Annotated in this window: 19 protein-coding genes and 1 pseudogene; 9 read left to right on the top strand and 11 right to left on the bottom strand. The window is 59.6% G+C overall.

Annotation, left to right across the window (positions count from 1 at the left end; genetic code table 11):
• Nucleotides 1-176 precede the first annotated feature (176 nt).
• Both J8I87_RS37910 and J8I87_RS37915 read left to right on the top strand, forming a co-directional pair.
• Nucleotides 177-401, top strand: a complete 225-nt coding sequence (locus tag J8I87_RS37910; RefSeq protein ID WP_209937494.1) for a hypothetical protein — start codon at nucleotides 177-179, stop codon at nucleotides 399-401.
• Between the two features lie 84 nt (nucleotides 402-485).
• Entirely contained in the window at nucleotides 486-1,001 is a 516-nt protein-coding gene (locus tag J8I87_RS37915) for an FCD domain-containing protein (RefSeq protein WP_209937495.1), read from the top strand.
• 179 nt (nucleotides 1,002-1,180) lie between these two features.
• Here the strand turns inward: J8I87_RS37915 and J8I87_RS37920 are convergent, their stop codons facing one another.
• Nucleotides 1,181-2,101: a LysR substrate-binding domain-containing protein gene (locus tag J8I87_RS37920; RefSeq protein ID WP_209937496.1), complete on the bottom strand. Its 921-nt coding sequence runs from the start codon at nucleotides 2,099-2,101 to the stop codon at nucleotides 1,181-1,183.
• A 275-nt stretch (nucleotides 2,102-2,376) separates the two neighbouring features.
• Here J8I87_RS37920 and J8I87_RS37925 point away from each other — a divergent pair, with 275 nt between their 5' ends.
• From J8I87_RS37925 to J8I87_RS37935, 3 genes are read left to right on the top strand one after another with little or no spacing between them, the layout of a single operon-like run.
• Nucleotides 2,377-3,501: a branched-chain amino acid ABC transporter substrate-binding protein gene (locus tag J8I87_RS37925; protein ID WP_245254457.1), complete on the top strand. Its 1,125-nt coding sequence runs from the start codon at nucleotides 2,377-2,379 to the stop codon at nucleotides 3,499-3,501.
• Nucleotides 3,502-3,507: 6 nt separating this feature from the next.
• Nucleotides 3,508-4,053, top strand: coding sequence for an L-2-amino-thiazoline-4-carboxylic acid hydrolase (locus tag J8I87_RS37930; RefSeq protein WP_209937499.1), 546 nt, complete (start codon nucleotides 3,508-3,510; stop codon nucleotides 4,051-4,053).
• Nucleotides 4,050-5,282, top strand: coding sequence for a M20 family metallo-hydrolase (locus J8I87_RS37935; protein WP_209937500.1), 1,233 nt, complete (start codon nucleotides 4,050-4,052; stop codon nucleotides 5,280-5,282). The genes J8I87_RS37930 and J8I87_RS37935 overlap by 4 nt, the downstream gene beginning before the upstream one ends.
• A 257-nt stretch (nucleotides 5,283-5,539) precedes the next feature.
• Here the strand turns inward: J8I87_RS37935 and J8I87_RS37940 are convergent.
• Nucleotides 5,540-5,980, bottom strand: a pseudogene (locus J8I87_RS37940) (sulfonate ABC transporter substrate-binding protein); the annotation flags it as partial.
• Nucleotides 5,981-6,324: 344 nt separating this feature from the next.
• Here J8I87_RS37940 and J8I87_RS37945 point away from each other — a divergent pair.
• Complete coding sequence (locus tag J8I87_RS37945; protein ID WP_209937501.1) at nucleotides 6,325-7,890, top strand: methyl-accepting chemotaxis protein; 1,566 nt, start codon at nucleotides 6,325-6,327, stop codon at nucleotides 7,888-7,890.
• Between the two features lie 352 nt (nucleotides 7,891-8,242).
• On the opposite strand, the gene glcF is transcribed toward J8I87_RS37945, so the two are convergent.
• From glcF to glcD, 3 genes are read right to left on the bottom strand one after another with little or no spacing between them, the layout of a single operon-like run.
• Complete coding sequence (gene glcF / locus J8I87_RS37950) at nucleotides 8,243-9,541, bottom strand: glycolate oxidase subunit GlcF (protein ID WP_209937502.1); 1,299 nt, start codon at nucleotides 9,539-9,541, stop codon at nucleotides 8,243-8,245.
• A 13-nt stretch (nucleotides 9,542-9,554) separates the two neighbouring features.
• Nucleotides 9,555-10,622 carry a glycolate oxidase subunit GlcE gene (glcE, locus tag J8I87_RS37955; RefSeq protein ID WP_209937503.1) on the bottom strand — a complete coding sequence of 356 codons (1,068 nt, stop codon included), beginning with the start codon at nucleotides 10,620-10,622 and terminating at the stop codon, nucleotides 9,555-9,557.
• A complete protein-coding gene (gene glcD, locus J8I87_RS37960; protein ID WP_209937505.1) occupies nucleotides 10,622-12,121 on the bottom strand; it encodes a glycolate oxidase subunit GlcD in 1,500 nt (499 codons plus the stop codon). Before glcD ends, glcE begins: the two co-directional genes overlap by 1 nt.
• A gap of 223 nt (nucleotides 12,122-12,344) precedes the next feature.
• On the opposite strand from glcD, the gene glcC reads away from it, so the two are divergent.
• Together glcC and J8I87_RS46485 are read left to right on the top strand one after the other, a co-directional pair.
• A complete protein-coding gene (gene glcC, locus J8I87_RS37965; protein WP_313068078.1) occupies nucleotides 12,345-13,121 on the top strand; it encodes a transcriptional regulator GlcC in 777 nt (258 codons plus the stop codon).
• 44 nt (nucleotides 13,122-13,165) lie between these two features.
• Nucleotides 13,166-13,453, top strand: a complete 288-nt coding sequence (locus J8I87_RS46485; protein ID WP_209937507.1) for a DUF1349 domain-containing protein — start codon at nucleotides 13,166-13,168, stop codon at nucleotides 13,451-13,453.
• 321 nt (nucleotides 13,454-13,774) lie between these two features.
• On the opposite strand, the gene J8I87_RS37975 is transcribed toward J8I87_RS46485, so the two are convergent.
• The 3 genes from J8I87_RS37975 to J8I87_RS37985 all read right to left on the bottom strand — a co-directional run bounded on the left by J8I87_RS37975 (nucleotide 13,775) and on the right by J8I87_RS37985 (nucleotide 17,101).
• The gene (locus tag J8I87_RS37975; protein ID WP_209937508.1) at nucleotides 13,775-15,181 is read right to left on the bottom strand and encodes an amidase; all 1,407 of its coding nucleotides are present in this window, start codon (nucleotides 15,179-15,181) and stop codon (nucleotides 13,775-13,777) included.
• A gap of 17 nt (nucleotides 15,182-15,198) precedes the next feature.
• Complete coding sequence (locus tag J8I87_RS37980; protein ID WP_209937509.1) at nucleotides 15,199-16,311, bottom strand: GTP-binding protein; 1,113 nt, start codon at nucleotides 16,309-16,311, stop codon at nucleotides 15,199-15,201.
• Between the two features lie 88 nt (nucleotides 16,312-16,399).
• Nucleotides 16,400-17,101, bottom strand: a complete 702-nt coding sequence (locus J8I87_RS37985; protein ID WP_209937510.1) for a cyclase family protein — start codon at nucleotides 17,099-17,101, stop codon at nucleotides 16,400-16,402.
• 305 nt (nucleotides 17,102-17,406) lie between these two features.
• Here J8I87_RS37985 and J8I87_RS37990 point away from each other — a divergent pair, with 305 nt between their 5' ends.
• Nucleotides 17,407-18,234: an IclR family transcriptional regulator gene (locus J8I87_RS37990; RefSeq protein WP_209937512.1), complete on the top strand. Its 828-nt coding sequence runs from the start codon at nucleotides 17,407-17,409 to the stop codon at nucleotides 18,232-18,234.
• Between the two features lie 205 nt (nucleotides 18,235-18,439).
• Here the strand turns inward: J8I87_RS37990 and J8I87_RS37995 are convergent, their stop codons facing one another.
• The 3 genes from J8I87_RS37995 to J8I87_RS38005 all read right to left on the bottom strand — a co-directional run bounded on the left by J8I87_RS37995 (nucleotide 18,440) and on the right by J8I87_RS38005 (nucleotide 21,342).
• The gene (locus J8I87_RS37995) at nucleotides 18,440-19,846 is read right to left on the bottom strand and encodes an MFS transporter (RefSeq protein ID WP_209937513.1); all 1,407 of its coding nucleotides are present in this window, start codon (nucleotides 19,844-19,846) and stop codon (nucleotides 18,440-18,442) included.
• 137 nt (nucleotides 19,847-19,983) lie between these two features.
• Nucleotides 19,984-20,730 carry an SDR family NAD(P)-dependent oxidoreductase gene (locus J8I87_RS38000; RefSeq protein ID WP_209937514.1) on the bottom strand — a complete coding sequence of 249 codons (747 nt, stop codon included), beginning with the start codon at nucleotides 20,728-20,730 and terminating at the stop codon, nucleotides 19,984-19,986.
• 30 nt (nucleotides 20,731-20,760) lie between these two features.
• Nucleotides 20,761-21,342: an SDR family oxidoreductase gene (locus tag J8I87_RS38005; RefSeq protein ID WP_313068076.1), complete on the bottom strand. Its 582-nt coding sequence runs from the start codon at nucleotides 21,340-21,342 to the stop codon at nucleotides 20,761-20,763.
• Nucleotides 21,343-21,814 lie beyond the last annotated feature (472 nt).

The following is a 21,814-nucleotide window of genomic DNA, read 5'->3' on the forward strand; positions in this document are numbered from 1 at the left end:
ACGCATGCTCGAAACCGCTTCACGCCCTCAAGCTACGTTTCATTAATCGCGTTGCACTTCACTGTTGAAACCGCCCACTTTTTCGTGCTCCGACTGTATCGCCGTAGGTTTCCACGGCTATAACAGCACGCACACTCCGCGCGACATTCGCGCGCTCCGACATCATTAAAATTATAATGAAAAACGAACGTATTCAGCAGTACAACGGCTATGCCGTCCAACCCTGGGCGCATCGTTTGCCCGACGGTAGCTTTTCATCCAATCTCCTGCTCGAACGTACCGATAGCGCGCACGGTGATTGCCGATACCGCTTTTATTCGCTCGATTACTTCGTGAGTGAAGAGCAGGCGCTGCAGCACTCGACACGTTGGGGACGCAACTGGGTCGACAGCCGCGGTTAAGGGTGACGCCGTCATTCAAGAACATGCGATGCGTGTGGGGCAGGAACATCACACTCGTCTGATTGGCTTTATGCAACCTGGGAATTGAATCGACCCGACACCGTAGCCGAAGTCGAACGCGCGTTCATCGCGTATGAACGCGCGCTTGTCGATAACGATGTCGAAGCCATGCTGGAGATGGCGTCGCTCGACAAACTCGCCACCTCCGCTCCTCCGCATCCGGAGATCGATGCACTGATGGCCATCTGGTGCGTACCGCCCGAGGCGCGCGAAAGCGATCCCGTCGCGATGTTCGGCATGGACGAGAACTTCCATCGCGGACTCGTACGCGCGAGCGGCAACGGCGAGATGCTGCGCGTTCACAACGAAGTGACGGAGCGCATCCGCATCGTGCGCCGGCTGGATTTTCTGAAGCCGCATCGCACCAGCGCGACGTACGACGAGCATGCGACGATGCTTCGCTTCATCGATCGGGGCAAGTGCGGAGAAGCGGCGATGCTGTTGCGCGCCCATATCACGCAGAGCAAGTTGGAAGTGCGCAAGATCACCGTGTCGATGCTCACGGAGGCGCGTGAGGGCAAGCTGCCGTTCGTGGGATGAAGCCCCGGAATGCACGGCCCGCTAAACCTGGCTCCGTGGCGTGCCGGTCGATGTGAACTTTGACGGGCGATCGCCCGCTGACGCAATCGCCAATCGCTTGCCAACAGCGCGGGCTGAACGCGCAATGAGCGTAGCGTCGTCATAGCGGGCGAACATAGGGGCGGCAGAGTCGCTGCATCTCAGGCAGCGGCTCTGCCGCCGTGTCTCTTCGCCAACGTGTCCACGATCCATTGCGCCAGTCTTTGCGCGCCATCGGGCAGTTCGGTGCCGGCACGCGCGCAAAGATAATAGTGCCGCCCATCATCGAGCTCGTGCTCGAATAGCCTGACCAACTGACCTGCCGCCAGTTCGCGTTCGATCAGGGGCGCCCGTAACAGCGCAGCACCGAGATCGGCGAGCGCCGCATTCAAGGCCAACTGTCCATCCTCGAACAGGGGACCTTCCGTCCGTGCAACGTGCTTCACCCCCGCGCTTTGCAGCCAGTGAGCCCACGTGCTTCGATCTTCGTCGTGGACGAGCGGGACGTTCGCCAGATCGGCGGGGCGTTTGAATGGACCGTGACGCCGCAGGAAGCGCGGCGTGCACACGGGCACGACCGCACCCGACAGCAGGCGCGTGCTCCGATAGCCTGTCCAGTCGCCCGTGCCGAAGCGGATCGAAAGGTCGGCGGCATCGCTGTGGTAGTAGCGATGGTTCGCGTAGAGCACCGTGACGTCCACGTCGTCATTCTCTTCCAGAAAGTCATGCAGGCGCGGAATGAACCATCCCATCCCGAACAGCGGGATCAGACTCACGGTGATCTGCCTGCGCGTCGAGCGCTCGCGCACGAATCCCGTCGCGCTGCGCAACACGGCAAAAGCAGTGCTGATGGAGCGGTAGTAGTCGCGGCCGTCGTCGGTCAGCGAGAGTGCGCGGCCGTCGCGGACCGTCAGCGCAGTGGTCACGAACGTTTCGAGCAACTGCAGCTGATGGCTGACAGCCGAAGGCGTCACGCCGAGCTCACGGGCGGCCTCAGCCACCGAGCCGAGGCGTGCAAATGCCTCGAAGGTGCGAACCGCACGCAAGGGTGGATCACTCGCCAAATGCTGAATTTTTTTCATGTATCAAATTATAGGCGTGTGTGGCAGGACATGAGAAAAGTGAGAAACATATGCAAAAACATTGAGATAGGCGCCAAATGCCGTGCGGGCATATCAATCTGCTTTTTGCTGCTTTGCAGCCCTTGGGCACATCTCGTTAATGTTTCTCATCTTATGACTCGCGGTGATTCACTGTCGAAGCGACGGCCGCGCCCACACAACTACGGTCCTCGATCATGAACAGACACAAGCCTCTGCATTGCGCCCTCGTGGCGATTTCCGCGTTTCTCGCGGGGATGGGCTACGCTCACGCGCAGGCTCCGCAAACCGTGCTGATCGGCGTAGTCGGACCGCTTACCGGGCCGTCGGCGCGCATCGGCAAGGATCTGGAAAACGGTGCGCGACTCGCCGTCGATGACGCCAACAGCACGCACCCCACGATCGACGGCAAGCCTGTCGTGTTCAAGCTCGTATCCGTCGATGACCAGTCGGACCCGCGCACGGCCGTGAGCGTCGCGCAGCAACTGGTCGACCAGCATGTGGCAGGTGTCGTGGGGCACTGGAATACCGGTTGCAGCGTGCCCGCGTCGCGCGTCTACCACGATGCCGGAATTCCGCAGATTGCGCCTGCGTCGACTGGTCATGCCTACACGCAGCAGGGCTTCGACACGGCGTTCCGGATCATGGGGCACGACGACGGGAGCGGCGCGTACACGGGCGCGTACGCGGTGAAAGCGCTGAAGGCCAAACGGATTGCCGTCATCGACGATCAGACGTCGTTTGGCGCCGGACTCGCGAACCAGTTCATCAAAGGCGTGGAGAACAACGGCGGCACCATCGTCACGCACCAGTACGCAACGGACAAGACGGTCGACTACAGCGCCGTGCTCACGGCGATCAAGGCGCAGCACGCGGACCTCGTGTTTCTTGGCGGCATCGATAGCGAGGCCGCACCCATCGTCAGGCGCATGCGGCAGTTGCAGATGCAGGCGACGCTGCTGGGCGGCGGCGGGTTCGTCAGCCAGACCTTCCTAAAGCTCGCGGGCCCGCAAGGCGACGGCGTGACTGCGCTGGAACCGGGACGCCCGCTCGAGCGCATGCCAGGCGGAAAACAGTTCGATGCGCAATATCGCGCGCGTTATCACGCGCCAATCGAGCTGCACGCGCCGTTCGCATACGACGCCGCCGCCACGCTGATCGCGGCGATCAGACAGACCGGTTCGACCGACCCGAAGCGGCTGGTGGCGGCGCTGCACGCGATCCAGCGTCCGGGCATCACCGGGACGATTGCGTTCGATTCCGAGGGCAATCTCAAGGACCCGGCCTACACGATCTATCAGGTGAAGGGCGGTTCATGGAATGTGGTGGACGTACTGGGCGGCTTGGCCAATGCGCCGGCCACGCAGACTGCAAAGGAGTAAAGGGCAATGAGTATACGTACGCCTGAACAGGACGCGATCGACAACCTCGGCATATTGGCGCGGCGGCGCATCGAGGCTGAAATTATCAAACCCATCTACGAAATATTGAAGCGCGACTTCGGAATCGAACGTGCTCAGGCCGTGATCGCGAAAGCGATCAGCGGCGCTGCTGTGCAGGCGGGCGAGCAGTTCGCGCAGCGCGAGCCGGGCGGTACGAGCATCGCATCGTTCATCGCACTGCAAACGCTCTGGGAAAAGGACGACGCGCTGCAGGTCGAGGTGCTGCGCGCCGACGACGCACATTACGACTACGACGTAAAACGCTGCCGCTATGCCGAGATGTATCACGCGATGGGCCTGGGCGAGATCGGCCACCTGCTGAGCTGCGCGCGCGATAGCCTGTTCATCGAAGGCTACGATGCACGCGTCAAGCTCGAGCGGACGAGCACGATCATGCAAGGTGGCAAGCGTTGCGATTTCCGCTATCGCATGGCAAGCGATGCACCCACGCAATCCCATGCGGGCGAACAAGACAAGGAGACACCGCAATGACAGCCGATCTCCGCGTGGATGCGACGCGCCTATGGGACGCTCTGGAGCGCATGGCGCAGATTGGCGCAACCGAAAAAGGCGGCGTGCGGCGCCTCGCGTTGACGCAGCTCGATCGCGAGTCGCGCGATCTGTTCGTGCAATGGGCGCAAGAAGCGGGTTGTACGGTGCGTGTCGACCAGATGGGCAACATCTTTGCCCGTCGCGCCGGACGCAATCCATCGCTGGCGCCTGTCCTGAGCGGCTCGCACGCCGACACGCAGCCGAATGGCGGCCGCTACGACGGCATCTATGGCGTGCTCGGTGCGCTCGAGGTGGTGCGCACGCTGGAAGACGCGGGTTTCGTGACTGAGCGTCCCATCGATGTCGTTCTCTGGACCAACGAGGAAGGTTCGCGTTTCGCGCCTGCGATGATCGCTTCCGGTGTGTTCGCAGGCGTGTATCCGCTCGACTATGGGCTGTCGCGTACCGACGCGGCGGGCGTGACCATCGGCGACGCTCTCAGGGAAATTGGCTACGACGGCGCTGAACCGGTTGGAGGGTTCGATGTGCATGCGCTTTACGAATTGCACATCGAGCAGGGCGCGATCCTCGAGCGTGCGGGTAAAACGATCGGCGTGGTCACGGGCGGTCAGGGACAGCGCTGGTATGAAATCACGCTGCACGGCGCCGACGCGCATGCCGGCACCACGCCCATGGACCTGCGCCGCGACGCGCTGGTCGGCGCGGCCCGGCTGATCGATTTGGTCGATGGGTTGGGGCGCCGGCACGCGCCCGATGGCCGCGCCACCGTCGGCATGATCGAATCGCGTCCTAACTCGCGCAACACGGTGCCTGGCGAATGTTTCCTGACGGTCGAATTCCGGCATCCCGATGCGCAGGTGCTCGACCAGATGGATGCCGCGCTTCGCAAGCAGGCAGCGGACGTTGCGCAAGGACTGGGCCTCACATACACGCTCGAGCAGATATTCGATTGCGCACCCGTGCCGTTTGCGCCTGCGTGTATCGAGACCGTGCGCAGCGCCGCGAATCATCTGCGCCTTTCGCACCTGGACATGATCTCAGGGGCGGGACACGACGCAATCTATGCCGCACGCGTCGCGCCGACAGGCATGATCTTCATTCCCTGCATTGGCGGCGTGAGTCACAACGAAACGGAAGCCATTACAAAGGAATGGGCGCAGGCAGGTGCGAACGTGCTGCTGCATGCCATGTTGCAGTCCGCCCGCTGAACGGACCACACTCGATCTGAGCCGCCTGCTCCCGGTATTCGGGCTTCATGCGGGAAGCGCTCATGAGGCAGCCTTGACTTTCATGCGACCACCCCACGCTTGCGTTCGTCTCGTGGCGCAGCGTTTGGCGCGAGAAAGAGGGCGTCTCACGGTAGCGGATTTCCGCTGCGACCGGTCGCGACGCTTTCGGATTGGCAAGCCGTGCGATCTGGAAGCGCCATTGTTCCACTCAACACCGCTTCCTTTCGAGGCCGCGCTCACGCCAGATCAGGCGGCGCGGCCTTGAGCACATCCACATGCTTCGGTATGAGCCGAAGTTCGGCGAAGGTATCGGCAATCCGCTGTTGCTCGCTGATGATGCTCCGTGTGATGAGTTCGGTGCCGAACGTTTGCCGGCTCACCGCGAGTTCGACGACGGGTTTGGGCAATCCCCACAAGCCCGCCAGTTCGGATGCGAGTTCGTCCGGATGCTGCTTGCCCCACTGATCGACCGCCTTGATTTCTTCGATGACGGCATGGATCACATCGGCATTCTTCGTCACATAGCTTTGCGACGAAAAGTAATACGCGCGATTGCCGACGACGCCGCTCGCATCCGCCACGACGCGCGCGTTCAGCGATTTCTGCGCGGCGGCGAAGAACGGGTCCCAGATGACCCATGCGTCGACCGAACCGCGCTCGAACGCAGCGCGCGCATCATAGGTGCCGCCGTGCAGAGGCCGCCGAGCGCGACACCCATGCGGGGAAAAACGGCGTAAAGCGGACGGATGCGCGATTGTCGTGAGGTTCTGCACGTCGACGCCGCCGCAAACGAACACAATGTCCGGTTGTCCAGCGAATTCCACCGGGCCGGTGTCGACATACGGGCGTCGCAATTTGCCATGTCGATGTCGCGTTAGCGCAAAACTTCCTATTGGCCGCGCCGTTATTCCGTCCATTACTCCCGCGTTTGCCACACTGTACGAAGAGGCAAGCGTGTTTCGTGACCCGAAAGACACATCCGCCGCCGGTCGCGTGCCGGTCGCCAGTTCAAGGCAGCCCCATGCTCAAACAGCTTTCCATCCGCGGTGGCCTCGCGGCGACGATCGCCGGCTACACCGTGCTGCTAGTCCTGGTGGTCGGGTCGTGTATCGTCGGCCTTTACGCGGGCAATGCGGCGCTTGAATCGATGTACCGCGACGACACCGCGTCGCTGCTGCACCTCAAGACAAGCTCCGAGCGCATGCTCGTCGTACGCGAGCGGTTTAACGATGTCGCGCAAATCATCGCCGCCGGCCAGCCCGCCAAGAATGAGATCGCGCAACTCCATACGTTGCTTAAGCAAAGCAACGACGAACTTGACGCGTACGCGCGCCTGCACGATCGGGATGCACGCGAGCAGGCGCTGTTCGACTCGCTCCAAAAAAACCGCCAGACGCTGCTTGACCAGGTCTTCTTGAAGGCGCTGTCGCTGCTCGATCACGACGACGCATTCAATTTCCTCGATACGCAGCGTTCCGCGCCCCCGGCGCTTTTCGCCGCATACCAGCAGGCGATCGAGGCCCTCGAAATCTTTCAGTTTGACCGCGAGCGGGCCCGCTACGACGCGGCTGCCGCGCTATTCCACAAGATTGTCTGGGCGTTGGGTGCGGTAGCCGCGCTTGCGCTCATCGTCGGCTTCTTCGCGCAGCGCGCGCTCGCGAGGGCGATCGTCGAGCCCATCGATCTCGCTGTCGATCACTTCGATAAGATCGCCAAGGGCGACCTGACGGGCACCGTCGTCGTCGCTCGCGCAAACGAGATGGCCTATCTGCTGAATGCGTTGAAGCAGATGCAGGCCGGGCTCACCGCGACGGTGCAGCAGGTACGCGCGAGTGCGGAAACGATTGTCAGCGATGTCCGCGCGATCGCGAGCGGCAACGTCGATTTGTCCTCGCGCACCGAACAGCAGGCCGTGTCGCTGCAGCAGGCCGCGGCGAGCGTCGAGCAGCTGACGGCTGCGGTGCGCCAGAACGCCGACAACGCCCGGGATGCGCGCCGCCATGTCGAGGGCGCCGCCGACATCGCGGCGCGCAGCGGGCAGGCGATGGAGCGCGTCGTCGCGACGATGTCGGCGATCTCCGAAAGCTCCTCGCGGATCACGGGCATCGTCGGCGTCATCGAGAGCATCGCGTTTCAGACCAACATCCTCGCGCTGAACGCGGCCGTCGAAGCCGCACGCGCCGGCGAGCAGGGGCGCGGCTTCGCCGTCGTCGCGACCGAGGTTCGCGGGCTCGCGCAACGCAGCGCGTCGGCTGCGAAGGAGATCAAGGAACTGATCGGCGCTTCGACGCGCCGCGTCGAGGAGGGCGGCGGCCTGGTCGCGCAGGCGGGCTCGACGATGTCCGAGCTCGTCAATGCGGTTGAGCGCGTCAACACGATCATGGGGGAGATCAGCATCGCCTCAGACGAGCAGTCGGTCGGCATCGAGCAGGTCAACGTGACCGTGACGAAAATGGAGCAGACGATGCAGCAAAACGCAGCGCTTGTCGACGAGGCGTCGGCCGTCGCGCTTTCGCTTGAAGAGCAGAGCGTGCGGCTCAACGATGCTGTTGCGCAGTTCCGGCTGCGGGACGAAGCGAGTCGCTAACGGCAGGCCAATTGTCGCGCGAGCGCTTTGCGCTGACGATTGGCGGGAAATGGACGCGAATGGCGGAAAAGGTAAAGAGCACTCCGGAGCAGGACATACAAGCGTTTCGTACGATAGCTGACAACTCCCAGAAATAATCGCATTACCTACTACGGAAAACGTCTTTCGTGCCCGACAGTGCCCGCACGCCCAGCATTCTGCAGATTCGGCCCGGGCGGAGCTGCGTTGGCGAACGCTGTCTCCGCTGAAGAGCCGATTTGACTGGCGTTGTTTCGAACCTGGATGCAAGACTCATGGCTGGGATCAGCATGCGAAAGTTGCGTAGTCATTCACCGTGCTCCACGATAGCGACTCAGCTTGGCGTCTCGAGTCCGTTTGTCACGGCTGAGTCAAATAAGCGGCATTGCATCGAACGATCCGCTGCATCGAGCATTTCCTCAACGAGCTCGATCCAATGCCGCACAGGCGTCCTACCCGCGCCATCCAGATGCATCTGGCATCCAATGTTCGCAGTCGCAACGATATCTGGTTGCCCACTCTCCAGCGCATCCATTTTGTTGTCGCGCAGCTTCCTCGCGATCTCGGGTTGCGTGATCGAATACGTTCCCGCCGACCCGCAACACAGATGCGCATCGGGCACAGCTGAAAGATCGAATCCCAACCGCATCAGTACACCTTCTACAGCGCCACCGAGCTTTTGCGCATGTTGCAGTGTGCAGGGGCAGTGAAACGCGACGCGCAATCGGATGTTGTCGCGGTCAAGCCGCAGGTCTTCGAGCGGCTCGGGCACAAGCATTTCGACGAGATCGCGCGCGAGCGTGCTCACGCGCGCCGCTTTCGCCGCATAAAACGGATCATTGCGCAGCAGATGCCCATATTCCTTTACGAACGCGCCGCAGCCGCTCGCTGTCTGCACGATTGCCTCGGCTCCTGCCTCGACGGCCGGCCACCACGCATCGATATTGCGGCGCGCGCGATCGAGACCCGCATCCTGCGCGTTGAGGTGGTAGTCGGTCGCGCCGCAGCAGCCCGCTTCGCTGACGGGTACTACGCTCAAGCCAAGTCGGTCGAGCACGCGGGCGGCAGCGGCATTCGTATTCGGCGACAGCGAGGGTTGCACGCAGCCCTCTAGCATCAGCACGCGGCGAGCGTGACGCACCACAGGACGAGCCTTCGCAGGCACGGCGGCGCGCGCCGGGATCTTCTTTTGCACACTCCCGGGCAACAAAGGCCGGACCGCGCGTCCTGTCGTGAGCAACGCGTCGAACACGACCGGGCGCGGAATCACTGTGCGCAGGCCTTTACGTGTCAGACGTTCGCTGATGGGCCGTTCTACCCGGCGTTCCAGTTCGGCACGCCCTATATCGAGCAAGCGGTGATAGGTGACGCCGGACGGACAGGTTGTTTCGCAATTGCGACACGTGAGGCAACGGTCCAGATGCAATTGGGTCTTCTCGCTGACGGGCTGGCCTTCGAGCAGTTGCTTGATCAGATAGATGCGCCCGCGCGGTCCGTCGAGTTCGTTGCCAAGCAGTTGATACGTCGGGCACGTCGCGTTGCAGAAACCGCAATGCACGCACGAGCGCAGGATGCTTTCTGCTTCCTCGGCATCGGGCAGGGCTTTCGCGTGAGAGTCGAGATTCGTTTGCATGATGGCGCTCGCGTCAGAGACCGGTGTACAGCCGGCCGGGGTTCAGCACGCCATTCGGGTCGAGGCGGCGTTTCAGTTGCTGCTGGTAGCGCAGCAGCGGCGCCGCGAGCGGCTGAAACGGCTCGCGCTCGTGTGATGGCGTAAAGCAGGTCGCATGGCCGCCCGCCGCCTGCGCAAGCTGGCGAATCTCTGCCGCCGGCGCCTCACTCTTAAGCCAGCGCTGCGCACCCGCCCAGTCGAGCAGCGCATCGCCCGGCAAGGGCATCAGCGGCGTCGCGTTCGGTAGCGATAGGCGCCATAGCGGGCGCGTATCCCCGAAAAACGGTAGCTGATGATCGCGCAGTGCGTCCCAGAACGCGCAGTCGATTTCCTCGCCGCCGACCCGGTCCGCTGCCGATTTCACGGACCCGCTTCCACCTTCGAGCCGTACATGCAGCCTGCCTTCGACGTAACACGCGCCACTCACGGGCAGCGCGGTCTTGCGCCAGGACGACAGTTCGTGCATCGCCTCATGGGCGTCAAGTGTGACAGCGAAACTGCGACGCTCACGGGGCTTCGGCAGCACCTTCAGCGAGACTTCTGTCAGCAGGCCAAGCGTTCCAAAGCTACCAGCGAGCAGACGCGACATGTCGTAGCCTGCGACGTTCTTCATCACCTGGCCGCCAAAGCGCAGATGATCACCATCGCCTGTAACGACGCGGCAGCCAAGCACGAAGTCCCGCATCGAGCCAGCCCACGGACGCCGGGGGCCCGACAGTCCGCTCGCCACCGCTCCGCCCACGGTGCCTTTTCCGTCAAACAGCGGCGGCTCGCACGGCAGCATCTGCCCGGCTTCATCGAGCACTGCGTTCAACTCGGCGAGCGGAGTCCCTGCGCGCGCGGTAATGACGAGTTCGGTCGGCTCATAGGCTACGATGCCGCGGTGCGAGCGCGTGTTGAGCTCGTCGCCTCCCACGTCGCGTCCAAGAAAGCGCTTGCTGTCGCTGCCGCAAATGCGCAGCGGTCTGTGTTCAGCAATTGCGCGCTGCACTTGCGCGACGAGTCGGGCGCTGTCATCCATCGAATCGAATTCACGTCGCATCAGAAGCGCTCCAACTCAGGAAACGGCAGCTTGCCGTGATGAATATGCATCGCGCCGTGCTCAGCGCAGCGACGTAACGTTGGAATGTTTTTGCCTGGGTTGAGCAGGCCGTCGGGGTCAAACGCTGCCTTCAGCGAATGAAACAGCGTAAGTTCTTCGCTGCTGAACTGGACGCACATCTGGTTGATCTTTTCACGCCCGACACCGTGTTCTCCCGTGATGCTGCCGCCTACTGCGACGCACAGTTCGAGTATCTTCGCGCCGAGCGTCTCGGCACGTTCCATCTCGCCGGGTGCGTTGGCGTCGAACAGAATCAGCGGATGCATGTTGCCATCGCCGGCATGGAACACATTCGCGACGCGCAAGCCATATTCGTTCGACAGATCCGCGATGCCGAGCAGCACGCGCGCGAGTTCGCGACGCGGGATCGTGCCGTCCATGCAGTAGTAATCGGGCGAGATGCGGCCCACGGCGGGAAACGCGTTCTTGCGGCCGGCCCAGAAGCGCTGGCGTTCGGCTTCGTCCTTCGCGATGCGGATATCGGTCGCGCCCGCTTCGCGCAGCAACGCGCCCACGCGATCGCAATCTTCCCGCACGTCGGATTCGGCGCCGTCGAGTTCGCACAGCAGGATGGCTTCGGCATCGACCGGATAGCCAGCATGGATGAATTCTTCGGCGGCGCGGATCGCGAGGTTGTCCATCATTTCGAGGCCGCCGGGAATGATGCCCGCTCCGATGATCTGCGCGACGGCATCGCCGGCTTTCTCGACATCGTCGAAACTCGCGAGTAGCACTTTCACGCTCTGCGGCTTCGTCAGCAGCTTGACGGTGACTTCCGTAACGATGCCGAGCATGCCTTCGGAGCCCGTCAGCAGCGCGAGCAGATCGAAGCCCGGCGAGTCGAGCGCTTCGGAGCCGATCGTCAGACGCTCGCCCTCGATGGTCAAGACCTCGAGCTTCAGGATGTTGTGGACTGTCAGGCCGTATTTCAGGCAATGCACACCCCCCGCGTTCTCGGCGACGTTGCCTCCGATCGAACAGGCGATCTGCGATGACGGGTCAGGGGCGTAATAAAGGCCATGAATCGCAGCCGCCTGCGAGATCGCGAGATTGCGCACACCCGGCTGAACGCGTGCTACCGATGCCTCCGGATCGATGTGCAGGATGCGGTTAAAGCGCGCCATCACGAGCAAGATGCCCTGTTCGAGCGGCAGCGCGCCACCTGATAGACCCGTGCCGGCGCCACGGGCGACGACAGGCACCTTGCGTGCGGCAGCGAATTTCAACAGAGCTTGTATCTGCTCGATTGAATCGGGCAGCGCGACCATCATCGGCGTCGTGCGATACGCGGAGAGACCGTCGCATTCGAATGGACGCAGGTCTTCCTTGTCGTGCAGCAGTTGCATCGAAGGGACGAGCCGCTGCAGTTCGGCGACCAGTGTGGCTTTGTCGTGTGCGGGAAGAGGGCCGTCGACCCGTTCGTCGTAGGCGTAACTCATGGGATGTCTCCGTGGGCATGCGGTTGCGCTTTCGCGCCCCGCTTATCCGTGTACCCTCGGATTGTTCACGTTTCAAGTTCCGTTGTCGATGAGATCGGTCGGTGGTAATACCAGTTTTTATTCGACGCGAAGCCAGCAAAATCTACTAGCGCAGTCAACTGATGGAGTTTGGCGTTATGATTGAGTTTAGCCAGAACCAGTTTGCCAGGTGGTCATACCAGTGATTTCCGATACCGAAAACGCCGCCAGCGTTCCCGACCGCAATATTGCCGATGTGGTCGCGGAGCGCATCGAGAGACTGATTGTCGATGGCGTGTTGACGTCGGGGCAGGCGTTGCCCTCGGAGCGCCGTCTAACGGACAAGCTCGGCGTATCAAGGACGGCGTTGCGTGAAGGGCTGAAACTCCTGCGGGCGCGGGGCATCATCGATACAGCGCATGGGAAGGGATCGTTCGTTGCGAACCTGACAGCGCAGCCGCCGCAATCGCCTTTGATGCATCTGCTTGCATCGCAGCCGCGCACGCTGTACGACCTGTTCGAAGTGCGTGGCATGCTGGAAGCGGAGTCAGCTCGGCTCGCCGCTTTGCGCGGCACGCCAGCCGACTACATGATGATTACTCGTCGTTATGACGAGATGCTTGCAGCACACGTTACTGAGACGGACCCAGCGACGCATGCCCGGCTCGATCACGCGTTTCATCTGGCAATCTGCGAAGCGTCGCACAACCCCGTGCTCGTGCATACGCTGCGGTCCCTCACGGATTTGCTGTTGAGCTCGGTATTTGCGTCAGTGAACAACCTCTACCACAGGCAGCCGCATCGCAAGCTCATCGACCGGCAGCACGCACGACTCTACAACGCTGTCACAGGAAAGTTGCCGGAGCAAGCTTATCGGGCAGCTGCAGATCACATCAATGGAGTGCGCGAGAGCCTGCGTGAGATCGAGCAGGAGGAGCAACGCCTCGTACGAGCGACACTGAGGCTTGAGGGATGGAAGTGATCTTCAGTAGATCATGAGTTCAGCCCTACAGATCGAAGACTGTAATGCTTGCTTTCAATAAAGAATTCGAATGGCTTAACGAGCCGGCGTACGCTGACCCGATCGACAAACGCGGAATCCGGATCCGCATGACGCGGCACGCCGAACCGATTCGAATTCAGTATTTGAATTGGTTCGGCTCGAAGTGGTATCCAATACGCCTGGCTTACTTCCCTCCCACCCGATCTGTAGAGTTCGGTTTGGTTTGTTGTTCTCCGCAACGTGAAGGATTTGTTGCGTACTTCGAAGACTATGGTTTGAGCGGTCCGATTCCCCGGGAACTACACGGCTGAACAACGATCCGGGCATCGAAGATGGTATCGGTACGTTCAGACTCGGTATTCCGAAGATCGAATTTAATACGATCTCGCCCGCGGTCGTTGAATGCTGCGAGCACATCACGGCGATCGTTTGACACCCGGACTTCTCGCCGTGCCGGCCAGAAGTCCATCTCCCCGTGCATGCAGCTCGAGTTCCTTGCCAGTTCCATGCCTTGAACGCGTGCGCTTGCGGCAGCCAAAGACAGGCCTGCCAACTGAGCATTGGCGGTTATGCTGCCCGAATCTGCGATGTGAATTAGCAACTGTAGATCGCTGAAGTCAAACCGCATCCGGTTAGCTCTTGAGTATTGGTGGGGTTCTATGAAGCCACGGGCGAGAACTTTCGAACGCCGCAGCCGCGCGGAAAATATCGCTTTCGCAACTGATCTTGGCAACCATTTGCAGTCCAACTGGCAAGCCGCTCGACGTAAAGCCGACAGGAATCGACGCCGCGGGCTGTCCGGTCAGATTGAACGGGTAGGTGTAGTACTGCCATGTGCACAAGTTCCGTCCCTCGGGCCGCCCCGGCACATCGATATCAACGTCGCATGGCGGGATGGGAACAGTCGGCGACAGAAGCAAATCGTACGGTTCGAGTACAGTCCGAACTTTCTCGCGAAATTCATAGCGTTCGAAGACTCGTTCGTAGTAGTGTAACAAGCTCTGATCCAAAGCGTTGTCGAGCATCCTGGCGACAGCTTTGTCGAGTATTTCTCTCGACTCAAAAAGTGTTCCACGCAAGCGAGTCCCGACACCCGCATAGAACTCGGCCGTCCACATATCCGCGGGGTCTTTTCCGATTCCATCCTCCAACAGCACGATGTCACAGCCCAACGCCTCGAACGTGCGAAGCGCAGACTCGGCAATTTCAAGTACTTCGGAGTCGGGCTTTGCATAGCCAAGCGTTGGACTCCAAGCGATGCGCATCCCTTCAATTGATTCTTCACACGCACCAAGAAAATCCGGAATTGCGCCTTGTTGCGAAAACGGATCGCGACGGTCTGCCCCAGCGATAACCGACAGTAGCAATGCGGCGTCTCGGACAGTTCTAGCGAGGGGGCCGACGTGTCCCAGGCTTGGCGTCGCTGACGCAGGAAAAACTGGTACGCGCGCGAACTGCGGTTTGATCCCAAAGATTCCACAAAAGGAGGCGGGTGTGCGGATTGAGCCTCCGCCGTCGGTACCTAAGGCGAACGGGGTGATGCCGGCCGCAACGCTCGCAGCGGCGCCACAACTCGATCCGCCGGCTGTCTTGGACAAGTCCCATGGGTTTCGTGTAACGCCCGTGAGAGGAGAATCGCCGACAGCTTTGCAACCAAATTCGCTTGTGGTGGTCTTGCCGACAACGCAGGCTCCGGCTGCCTTCACGCGCTCCACGGAGGGGGCATCGTTCCCGGCGACATTCTCTGCCATGGCCCTTGAACCGAACGTATGGCGAACGCCGCCTACAGCGATAAGATCCTTAACCGAGATCGGAAGCCCGTGGAGTGGACCAAGAGGCTCGCCTCTTATGACGGCCTGTTCAGCACGTCGAGCGTTGGCGAATGCGAGTTCCGGCGTTAGCGTCGCGAAGGAGTTCAGCTTAGGCTCGAGGGCGTCGATGCGCTCATACACCTCCTTCAATATCTCGACGGGTGAGATTCTCTTTTCCGCAATCGCATCTCGCATCTCGAGGGCGGTGGTGAAATCGGATGAGTACATTCTTGAATACCTTCTTGCTAGACCATGACGACGCCATGTTTTACAGCGACGGCGCCACTTGCGATGCATGCGTTGAAGCTACTAACGATTCTCTCTCGTTCAAGGCTTTTCCCGATTACAACGAGGCGAGTCTCGGCAAGGCCTCGTGGCCACGCATCCGCGTACGTGAGGGGGCTGAAAACATGTTGGACCCCCTGCACAATGATGGGACGATCCGAACCAAACAACTTGATCAGCCCCTTTACTCGATAAAGATTCGTACCGTGCTCCTGTGTCAGCCGCGTCAAGAACGTAAGGAACTTCTCGTAATCGAGAGCTTCAGGCTCACGAAAACTTACTGACGACACGTCAACATGAGGGTGCGAATGATTGTTGTGGTGGTGATGCTCCCCGGACTTGCACAAGGCGCACGACTCATGCGCGAGGGACGGTGTCTGCTCGCTCTCCATACCGATCCAGCTCGCAATCGCCGTCTCGCGCGTGCCAGGGTCGAATAAACCCAGGTCGAGCAACTCGGCAGCCGTCACATTGCCAAAACTCACCGTGGTCTTTACAGCGAGAGGGTTCAGCGCCTGTACCAGAGAGGTTGCAGCGTCGTACTGCTCAGCGTCTACCAGGTCACGTTTATTGAAAATGATTTTGTCAGCGAGGGCAATTTGCCGCTCCGCTTCCGGAGCGTGATGCAACTGAGCTTCAACATGTCTCAGATCAACCAGCGCTACGATGGCGTCCAAGCGGTACGTGAGGCTCAGCGACATATCCGTGTAGAAAGCTTGTGCAAGCGGCAGAGGATTTGCGATGCCGGTCGTCTCTATCAGAACCCGGTCGAATTCGATCTTCGGCCCCGATAAGCCTGCTTTGCGCATGTAGAGCTTGTATAGCGATTCCATCAGGTCGTCCTTGCTAGAACAACAGATGCAGCCGTTACTCAGTTCCAACATGTCTTCTGATGCTTGGCTGATCAGGTCGCCGTCGATACCCACTTCTCCGAACTCGTTCACAATGACTGCGATTTTCCCGGAGTCGGGGCGTGACAAGATGCGATTCACCAAGGTCGTTTTACCTGCGCCAAGGAAACCTGCAAGCAGGGTGATAGGGATGCGTTGATCATTGTCAGCAGGAGAGTTCATGGCGCCGCCTACTCGATTGCGTGGATTCTTGGCAGGGAACCCCTCGCAGGGTCCCGGTTGCTAATGTGGAAAGATGGTCCGGAAGGTGTCAGTCGTTAAGAACGGCCCAAGCGCGCACCGGCGAACCGCTTCCGTTTTGGATTTTCAGCGGCGGCCCGTAAAACATAAACTCTCCTTTGCCGATGAGTTCTTCCAGATTCACAAGCCACTCGTAGTGGGTGATCCCTCGATCTCGGCATACGCGATGACTTGGGAAAAGGTTATGAGACGGTTTGTCCGTGGACGGACCCTCTACACCATGCAGTTTGGAGCCACGATCCGCAAGCCAATGGGTTGCTTCCGCGGTCAAGCCTGGGTTACTCCAAACGACCTTCAGGTCCGGGTAATGACGCTTGTGAAGACCGGTATTCATCAGCACAATGTGACCGTCGATCTTCACGCCCGCGTTCTGCTCACCTTCTTCGAGGTCTCTGACGTCAATATCACCAAGATCGGGGATGTGCGTCATGTCCAAACAGACCGCCTTCCCCATGAACATCGACAGAGGCATCTCATCGACAGGTTGGCCCTTGGGGTTGGTGTGATAGAAGGCGTCGACGTGCGTCGCGATGTGATCAAGCGTGCTGATGAACGTCGTCGCGAACGTCATAGGGTCCTCTGGAACACCTAATCCTAGGGATAGTGACTTTTCGTGAGTGAGGTGAGGCGCAATGATGGGTCGCTGGAACAACTTGTGTGCTGGCATGTTGTCCGCCAGGGTCAACGTCAAATCTACGATGCGCTGCGCCATGATGAGTCTCCCTAAGTATGTTGTAGCCATGAAAGGTGGCCAAAGATGGGTTCCAACGCACGGGACTGCTTGCTAGCTAGTAATCCGTAATACGGACTTGCAGGTCAGAACGTGTGGTCGGTGCAGGGTCAATCCTGAAAGGGGAGATCTTTACGAGACGCCGTAAACTCCTGAAAATGCAGCATTGACCTTCACTTCAACCTTAACCTTGTAAATTTCCGCTCACAACGGGGCGACGCGAAAAATACGTCCGCTATATGGACTCTTTGGGTGTACCCTAGTCACTTCGAAGGACGATTCACAGCATGGACATTGATATCCGGACGTCGGCAATGAACAAAGGGAAAGGAACACAGAGTATAGAAAGGGCAGCAAAGATCCTGCGGGAGATCGCGTCCTTCAGCGTGCATGGATTGCGTCTATCGGATCTGGCAACTCAACTGAAGCTGGAGCGGCCGACGATTCATCGCATTCTCAGTTGTCTGGTGAGGGAAGGGCTCGTCATGCAGCATCCCCAGACCCGCCGATATCTGCTTGGACACGGTTTGTACGAGCTTGGCCTGACTGCGGCAACTCAGTTTAAGTTGCAGGCGATCTGCGAGCCATCGCTGAAGCGGATTGCGGAGACAACAGGGGATATCGCGTTCTTGACGATTCGCAGCGAGTCGGACGCTATCTCAATTGCAAGGGTGGAAGGGGGCGAACCTGTGACTGTGCCTGCGATACAGATCGGCGTGCACCGACCTCTCGGGGTAGGGGCCGGCAGCCTCGCGTTGCTGATGCTTCTTCCAGACGACGAGATCTCGCGCATCTGCCATGCCAATGCGAAGCGACTGTTCACGTACGGTGGGTTGTCCGTGCCGTCCTTGCTAAAAATTGTCAAGCATTCGCAAGACGTAGGGTATGCCAACCACGATAGCAGCCTAATCCCCGGATTGAGTGGAGTAGGCACGGTTATTCGAGACAGTGGCGGTGCTCCGCTCGCAGCGTTGAGTGTGACGGCGCTAGTGGACAGTCTGACAGCCGCACGCCAACAAGAGCTAGTCGCCCTACTACGCACGGAATCACGCATTATCCAAAATCTCGTGCATCAGGCCAATCTTGATATCTCAGACTTGCGAGGTCGTGTTTGATCAGCCGTCGGAGGGAATGAGTCAATGTGGACGTTCGTCGATGGTGCTGGCAGTGAAGGCTGGGGAAGGGCGCGGATGGCCGGTTCCGGCGATGCGGAACCGAATGTTTGACCGAACGGTACGTAAGAGAGTGCCCCCATTGAAATGAAAAAATGAAACAGGCGGGCCGTTGGAGACCGGCGCGCCTGCTGCGAAGCCAGTAACCTTATTCGATCACTGCGTTGTAGGGACTGGGCGCATGGGCATCGATAAAGTGCGGTTCATAGGCCACCTCGCTCCAAGTATGTTCTTCTGGATCGACGTGACGCGTAGCGAAGATTAACAAACCTGAAAGGAAGCACGGAACGGCACCGAATAACAGGCCAGCATGCAGCCAGTCGCTTCCCGAGCTGAGCGCCGCGGTGATGCCAAGACCCGCCAAAATTGCGCCGATCGGGCCCATTGCATGAACAATTGCACTTCCGGTGCCGCGGATCGCGGTCGGATAGCTCTCGCCGATGAAGAAAAGGGCGGCGGCATATGGGCCGTTCAGGAAGAAGAGACCGAGGCTATAAAGGCCCACCACGACGTAGAGGTCGTGCGGTCCATACAGCATCCCAGCGAACGCGAATCCACCCAGCATCCATCCGAGGGCCAGAGTGTTCCGCCGGCCAATTTTGTCGCCGATGAAGCCGTGCGAAAGGTAACCGATGTAGCCGACCACATTCGACAGTACGAGGATCAGAAGGGAGTTCTCGAACGAAACATTATGCACTTGCGTCAGAACGGTGGTGCCAAGCACGCCGAAAACCTGAATCGCGGACCAGTTAAGAAGCAAGCCGCCACCAAGGACCAGAGTCGGACGCAGGGATTCACCTCGGAAGGCCGCCCAGATTCCAGCCGATGAATGCTCTTCGTAGTCGATACCATGACGCGCTGCAATCTTTCTAGCAGCTTCCTCTTCGCCACGATCGCGAAGTTTCTTCACGTGCTTATGGACCAAAAATTGAGGGCTTTCCTTCAGACGGCGAGTCATGAAGAAGATTACGATTGCAGGGAACGTCGCAAAAACAAAGCACCCTTGCCAGCCCACCCGGGGCAGCAGCAACGCTGTAAGGCCGGCTGCTACGAGTGCACCAATCGGCCAGCCGCCCTGCACCAAGCTATAAATGAAACCCTTGCGCTTGTTCAGACGAGGATCATTAGCAGCCGTGTAAAGCTCGTTCAGATATGTCGCGTTGACTGTCTCTTCCGCATAACCCAGACCTGAGAGCGATCGGATCAGGATCAGAGGCCAACGCCCAAGGGAGCCCCCGATCACCGTCAAACCAGAGCAGACCGCAGCGCCGGCGACAGTGAACAACAAACTATTTTTGCGTCCAGCTTTGTCGAGAATCGGCCCAATCACGAACGCGATCAACGCGGTACCGGCGGCAACCCAGGTCGCAATCGCTGCTTGCTCTGCAGGGTCCCACTTGTAATGAGCGCCGATCTCAGGAAGAAGAGTTCCGAAGAGGATGAAATCATAGACCGCAAACACCCACGCGAAGAACGCAACAATTGTCGCTCGCTTTACGTCGGTGGACAATATTGGTTCGACCTTGAACTCGAACGGATTCTTGTACTTAGCCATTTTGACTAACTCCTTCGCCTTTCGGCAGAAGTATTCACTGTTTCGGTACCATAGGACTACGAAGCGAGCGCATTGCTCGCTATCAGCCTGATCCGGGCCGTAACGTAAAGCGTGCTTCGCTTCGTTACGGCAACCAGTTAGATCATGTAGTCGCCACCGTTGGGATTGAGAGTTGCTCCGAGGAAGTACGAACCGCCATCGGAGGCAAGCAGAACCGCGGCAGGCGCAATCTCATCGACAGACGCAGCGCGGCCGATCGGCAACTCTGCGAGCTTCGCGCGCCGGAACGACTCGGGAAGGCTACGAAACAATTCCGTGTCGACTGGGCCAGGACAGATTGCGTTCGCTGTAATTCCCTGGTCGGCCACCTCGTACGCAAGCGACCGAGTGAAACCGATGACACCCGCCTTCGCTGCAGCGTAGTGAGCGAGTTCCTTCGCGCCTTTGTGCGCGAGCTGCGAACTGATGTTGATAATTCTGCCGTGTTTGCGCTCGCGCATGCCCGGTAGAACCGCTCGAGTACAGAGAAAGACGCTGCGCAGATTAATCAGCATCATCTTGTCCCACATTTCGGTCGGCATTTCAGCAACGAGCGAAGCGGACTCGATTCCCGCGTTATTGACAAGGACGTCAATCCGGCCAAGCGCGCTGATTGCCGCGTCGACCGCTGCATTTACCTGCGACACCTCGCCAACGTCCGCAGCAATCGCAATGCCTTTCACGCCAAGATCGCGGATTCGTGCTGCAGTCTGCTCCGCATCTTCCTTCCGGCGATCGAGGACAGCGACGTCCGCGCCTTCTCTAGCGAAGGCCAATGCGATTGCCTGTCCGATCCCACGCGCAGCGCCTGTGACCAAAGCCGTTTTGCCAGTTAGGCTGCCCATAAATCCTCCAAACGTATATGAGAAAGTTAATTAGTGGCTCTGAATGGCGAAGCCGCCATCGACTAGAATCGTTTGCCCCGAAAGGTATCGAGCTTTGTCCGACGCCATGAATGTGATGACATCGGCCATGTCTTCCGGCTCGCCAACGCGGCCACGTGGAATTGGAGCCGATACAGCCGCGAGGCCTGCTGCGCGTTTTGAGTGCTGTTCGGAGAGTGCTTGTGCCGTGCGAATGAACCCAAGTGCCAATCCATTCGCGCGGATTCCGTGCCGCCCTAATTCCACTGCGAGGCCGCGCACGGGACCGACTACACCAGCCTTCGCCGCAGAATAATGCGTAGCGCTTCCGCCAGCGTCGCGGATTTCGGCCGCAACAGCCTCTCCCTCTTCATGGAGCACGTCGGTCACAAGGACGGTGTAGTCGGGAGCGCCGAAAGCTTTTGCGGTGGCCCGACCGATACCGATCCCGGCTCCGGTGATTAAAACGACCTTCCGGTCGCTGTTGCTGTTACGCATTTTGGAATCCTTAATAGAAACGGTTTTTTCGGGCAGTTGCTCCGCTGCGTGGGTCGTTCGGGATTCGCAGCGGTGGGGTTTGACTTGGTCGGCCACGTTATGTACGTGAGGTCAACTATAGAGCCGCTGTATTCGTTTGCAATAAGGCCGAAAACAAACAATTCCGCATGGTGGACACAAGTAGAAACCCCGATCCGTCCGCTTTTGCGGGGACCTAGAGAAATACGGTAAGTAGATGATTCTTGGTGGATAAGTTGACCAAGAAGTGTGCGCTTCGCACCGGAATCGATTCTTCGACGGTATGCCTATCAACACCGGACGGAGATCGCGATATCCACGATATGGAGCATCCGCGCCGGTTCTGCCAATAGCCAAGGGGCGAGGGAGATATCAAAATGGCTTGCGCCGCGACAGCGCTTCGTCAATTCGAGGGGCTGTGTGTTTTGACACGCTCTGGGCCGAACCCAGAAGCAACTTTTGCGTCCTTCATCAGTGAATTACGGATTGTTGGTCCGCGCAACGCGCGCTCGTCGATAGTTACTTTCCGCGACTGTCAGGCGACGAGGGG

It is taken from the genome of Paraburkholderia sp. LEh10, assembly GCF_017814945.1.
Lineage (GTDB): Bacteria > Pseudomonadota > Gammaproteobacteria > Burkholderiales > Burkholderiaceae > Paraburkholderia.

Coding starts and splice junctions, on each gene's coding strand:
- J8I87_RS37925 (WP_245254457.1), top strand. CDS start 2,377: ATGGGCTACGCTCACGCGCAGGCTCCGCAAACCGTGCTGATCGGCGTA.
- J8I87_RS37935 (WP_209937500.1), top strand. CDS start 4,050: ATGACAGCCGATCTCCGCGTGGATGCGACGCGCCTATGGGACGCTCTG.
- J8I87_RS37985 (WP_209937510.1), bottom strand. CDS start 17,101: ATGGCGCAGCGCATCGTAGATTTGACGTTGACCCTGGCGGACAACATG.
- J8I87_RS37990 (WP_209937512.1), top strand. CDS start 17,407: ATGGACATTGATATCCGGACGTCGGCAATGAACAAAGGGAAAGGAACA.
- J8I87_RS37975 (WP_209937508.1), bottom strand. CDS start 15,181: ATGTACTCATCCGATTTCACCACCGCCCTCGAGATGCGAGATGCGATT.
- glcF (WP_209937502.1), bottom strand. CDS start 9,541: ATGCAAACGAATCTCGACTCTCACGCGAAAGCCCTGCCCGATGCCGAG.
- J8I87_RS38000 (WP_209937514.1), bottom strand. CDS start 20,730: ATGGGCAGCCTAACTGGCAAAACGGCTTTGGTCACAGGCGCTGCGCGT.
- glcE (WP_209937503.1), bottom strand. CDS start 10,622: ATGCGACGTGAATTCGATTCGATGGATGACAGCGCCCGACTCGTCGCG.
- glcD (WP_209937505.1), bottom strand. CDS start 12,121: ATGAGTTACGCCTACGACGAACGGGTCGACGGCCCTCTTCCCGCACAC.
- J8I87_RS37995 (WP_209937513.1), bottom strand. CDS start 19,846: ATGGCTAAGTACAAGAATCCGTTCGAGTTCAAGGTCGAACCAATATTG.
- J8I87_RS46485 (WP_209937507.1), top strand. CDS start 13,166: ATGCTTGCTTTCAATAAAGAATTCGAATGGCTTAACGAGCCGGCGTAC.
- J8I87_RS37930 (WP_209937499.1), top strand. CDS start 3,508: ATGAGTATACGTACGCCTGAACAGGACGCGATCGACAACCTCGGCATA.
- J8I87_RS37945 (WP_209937501.1), top strand. CDS start 6,325: ATGCTCAAACAGCTTTCCATCCGCGGTGGCCTCGCGGCGACGATCGCC.
- J8I87_RS37980 (WP_209937509.1), bottom strand. CDS start 16,311: ATGAACTCTCCTGCTGACAATGATCAACGCATCCCTATCACCCTGCTT.
- J8I87_RS37920 (WP_209937496.1), bottom strand. CDS start 2,101: ATGAAAAAAATTCAGCATTTGGCGAGTGATCCACCCTTGCGTGCGGTT.
- J8I87_RS37910 (WP_209937494.1), top strand. CDS start 177: ATGAAAAACGAACGTATTCAGCAGTACAACGGCTATGCCGTCCAACCC.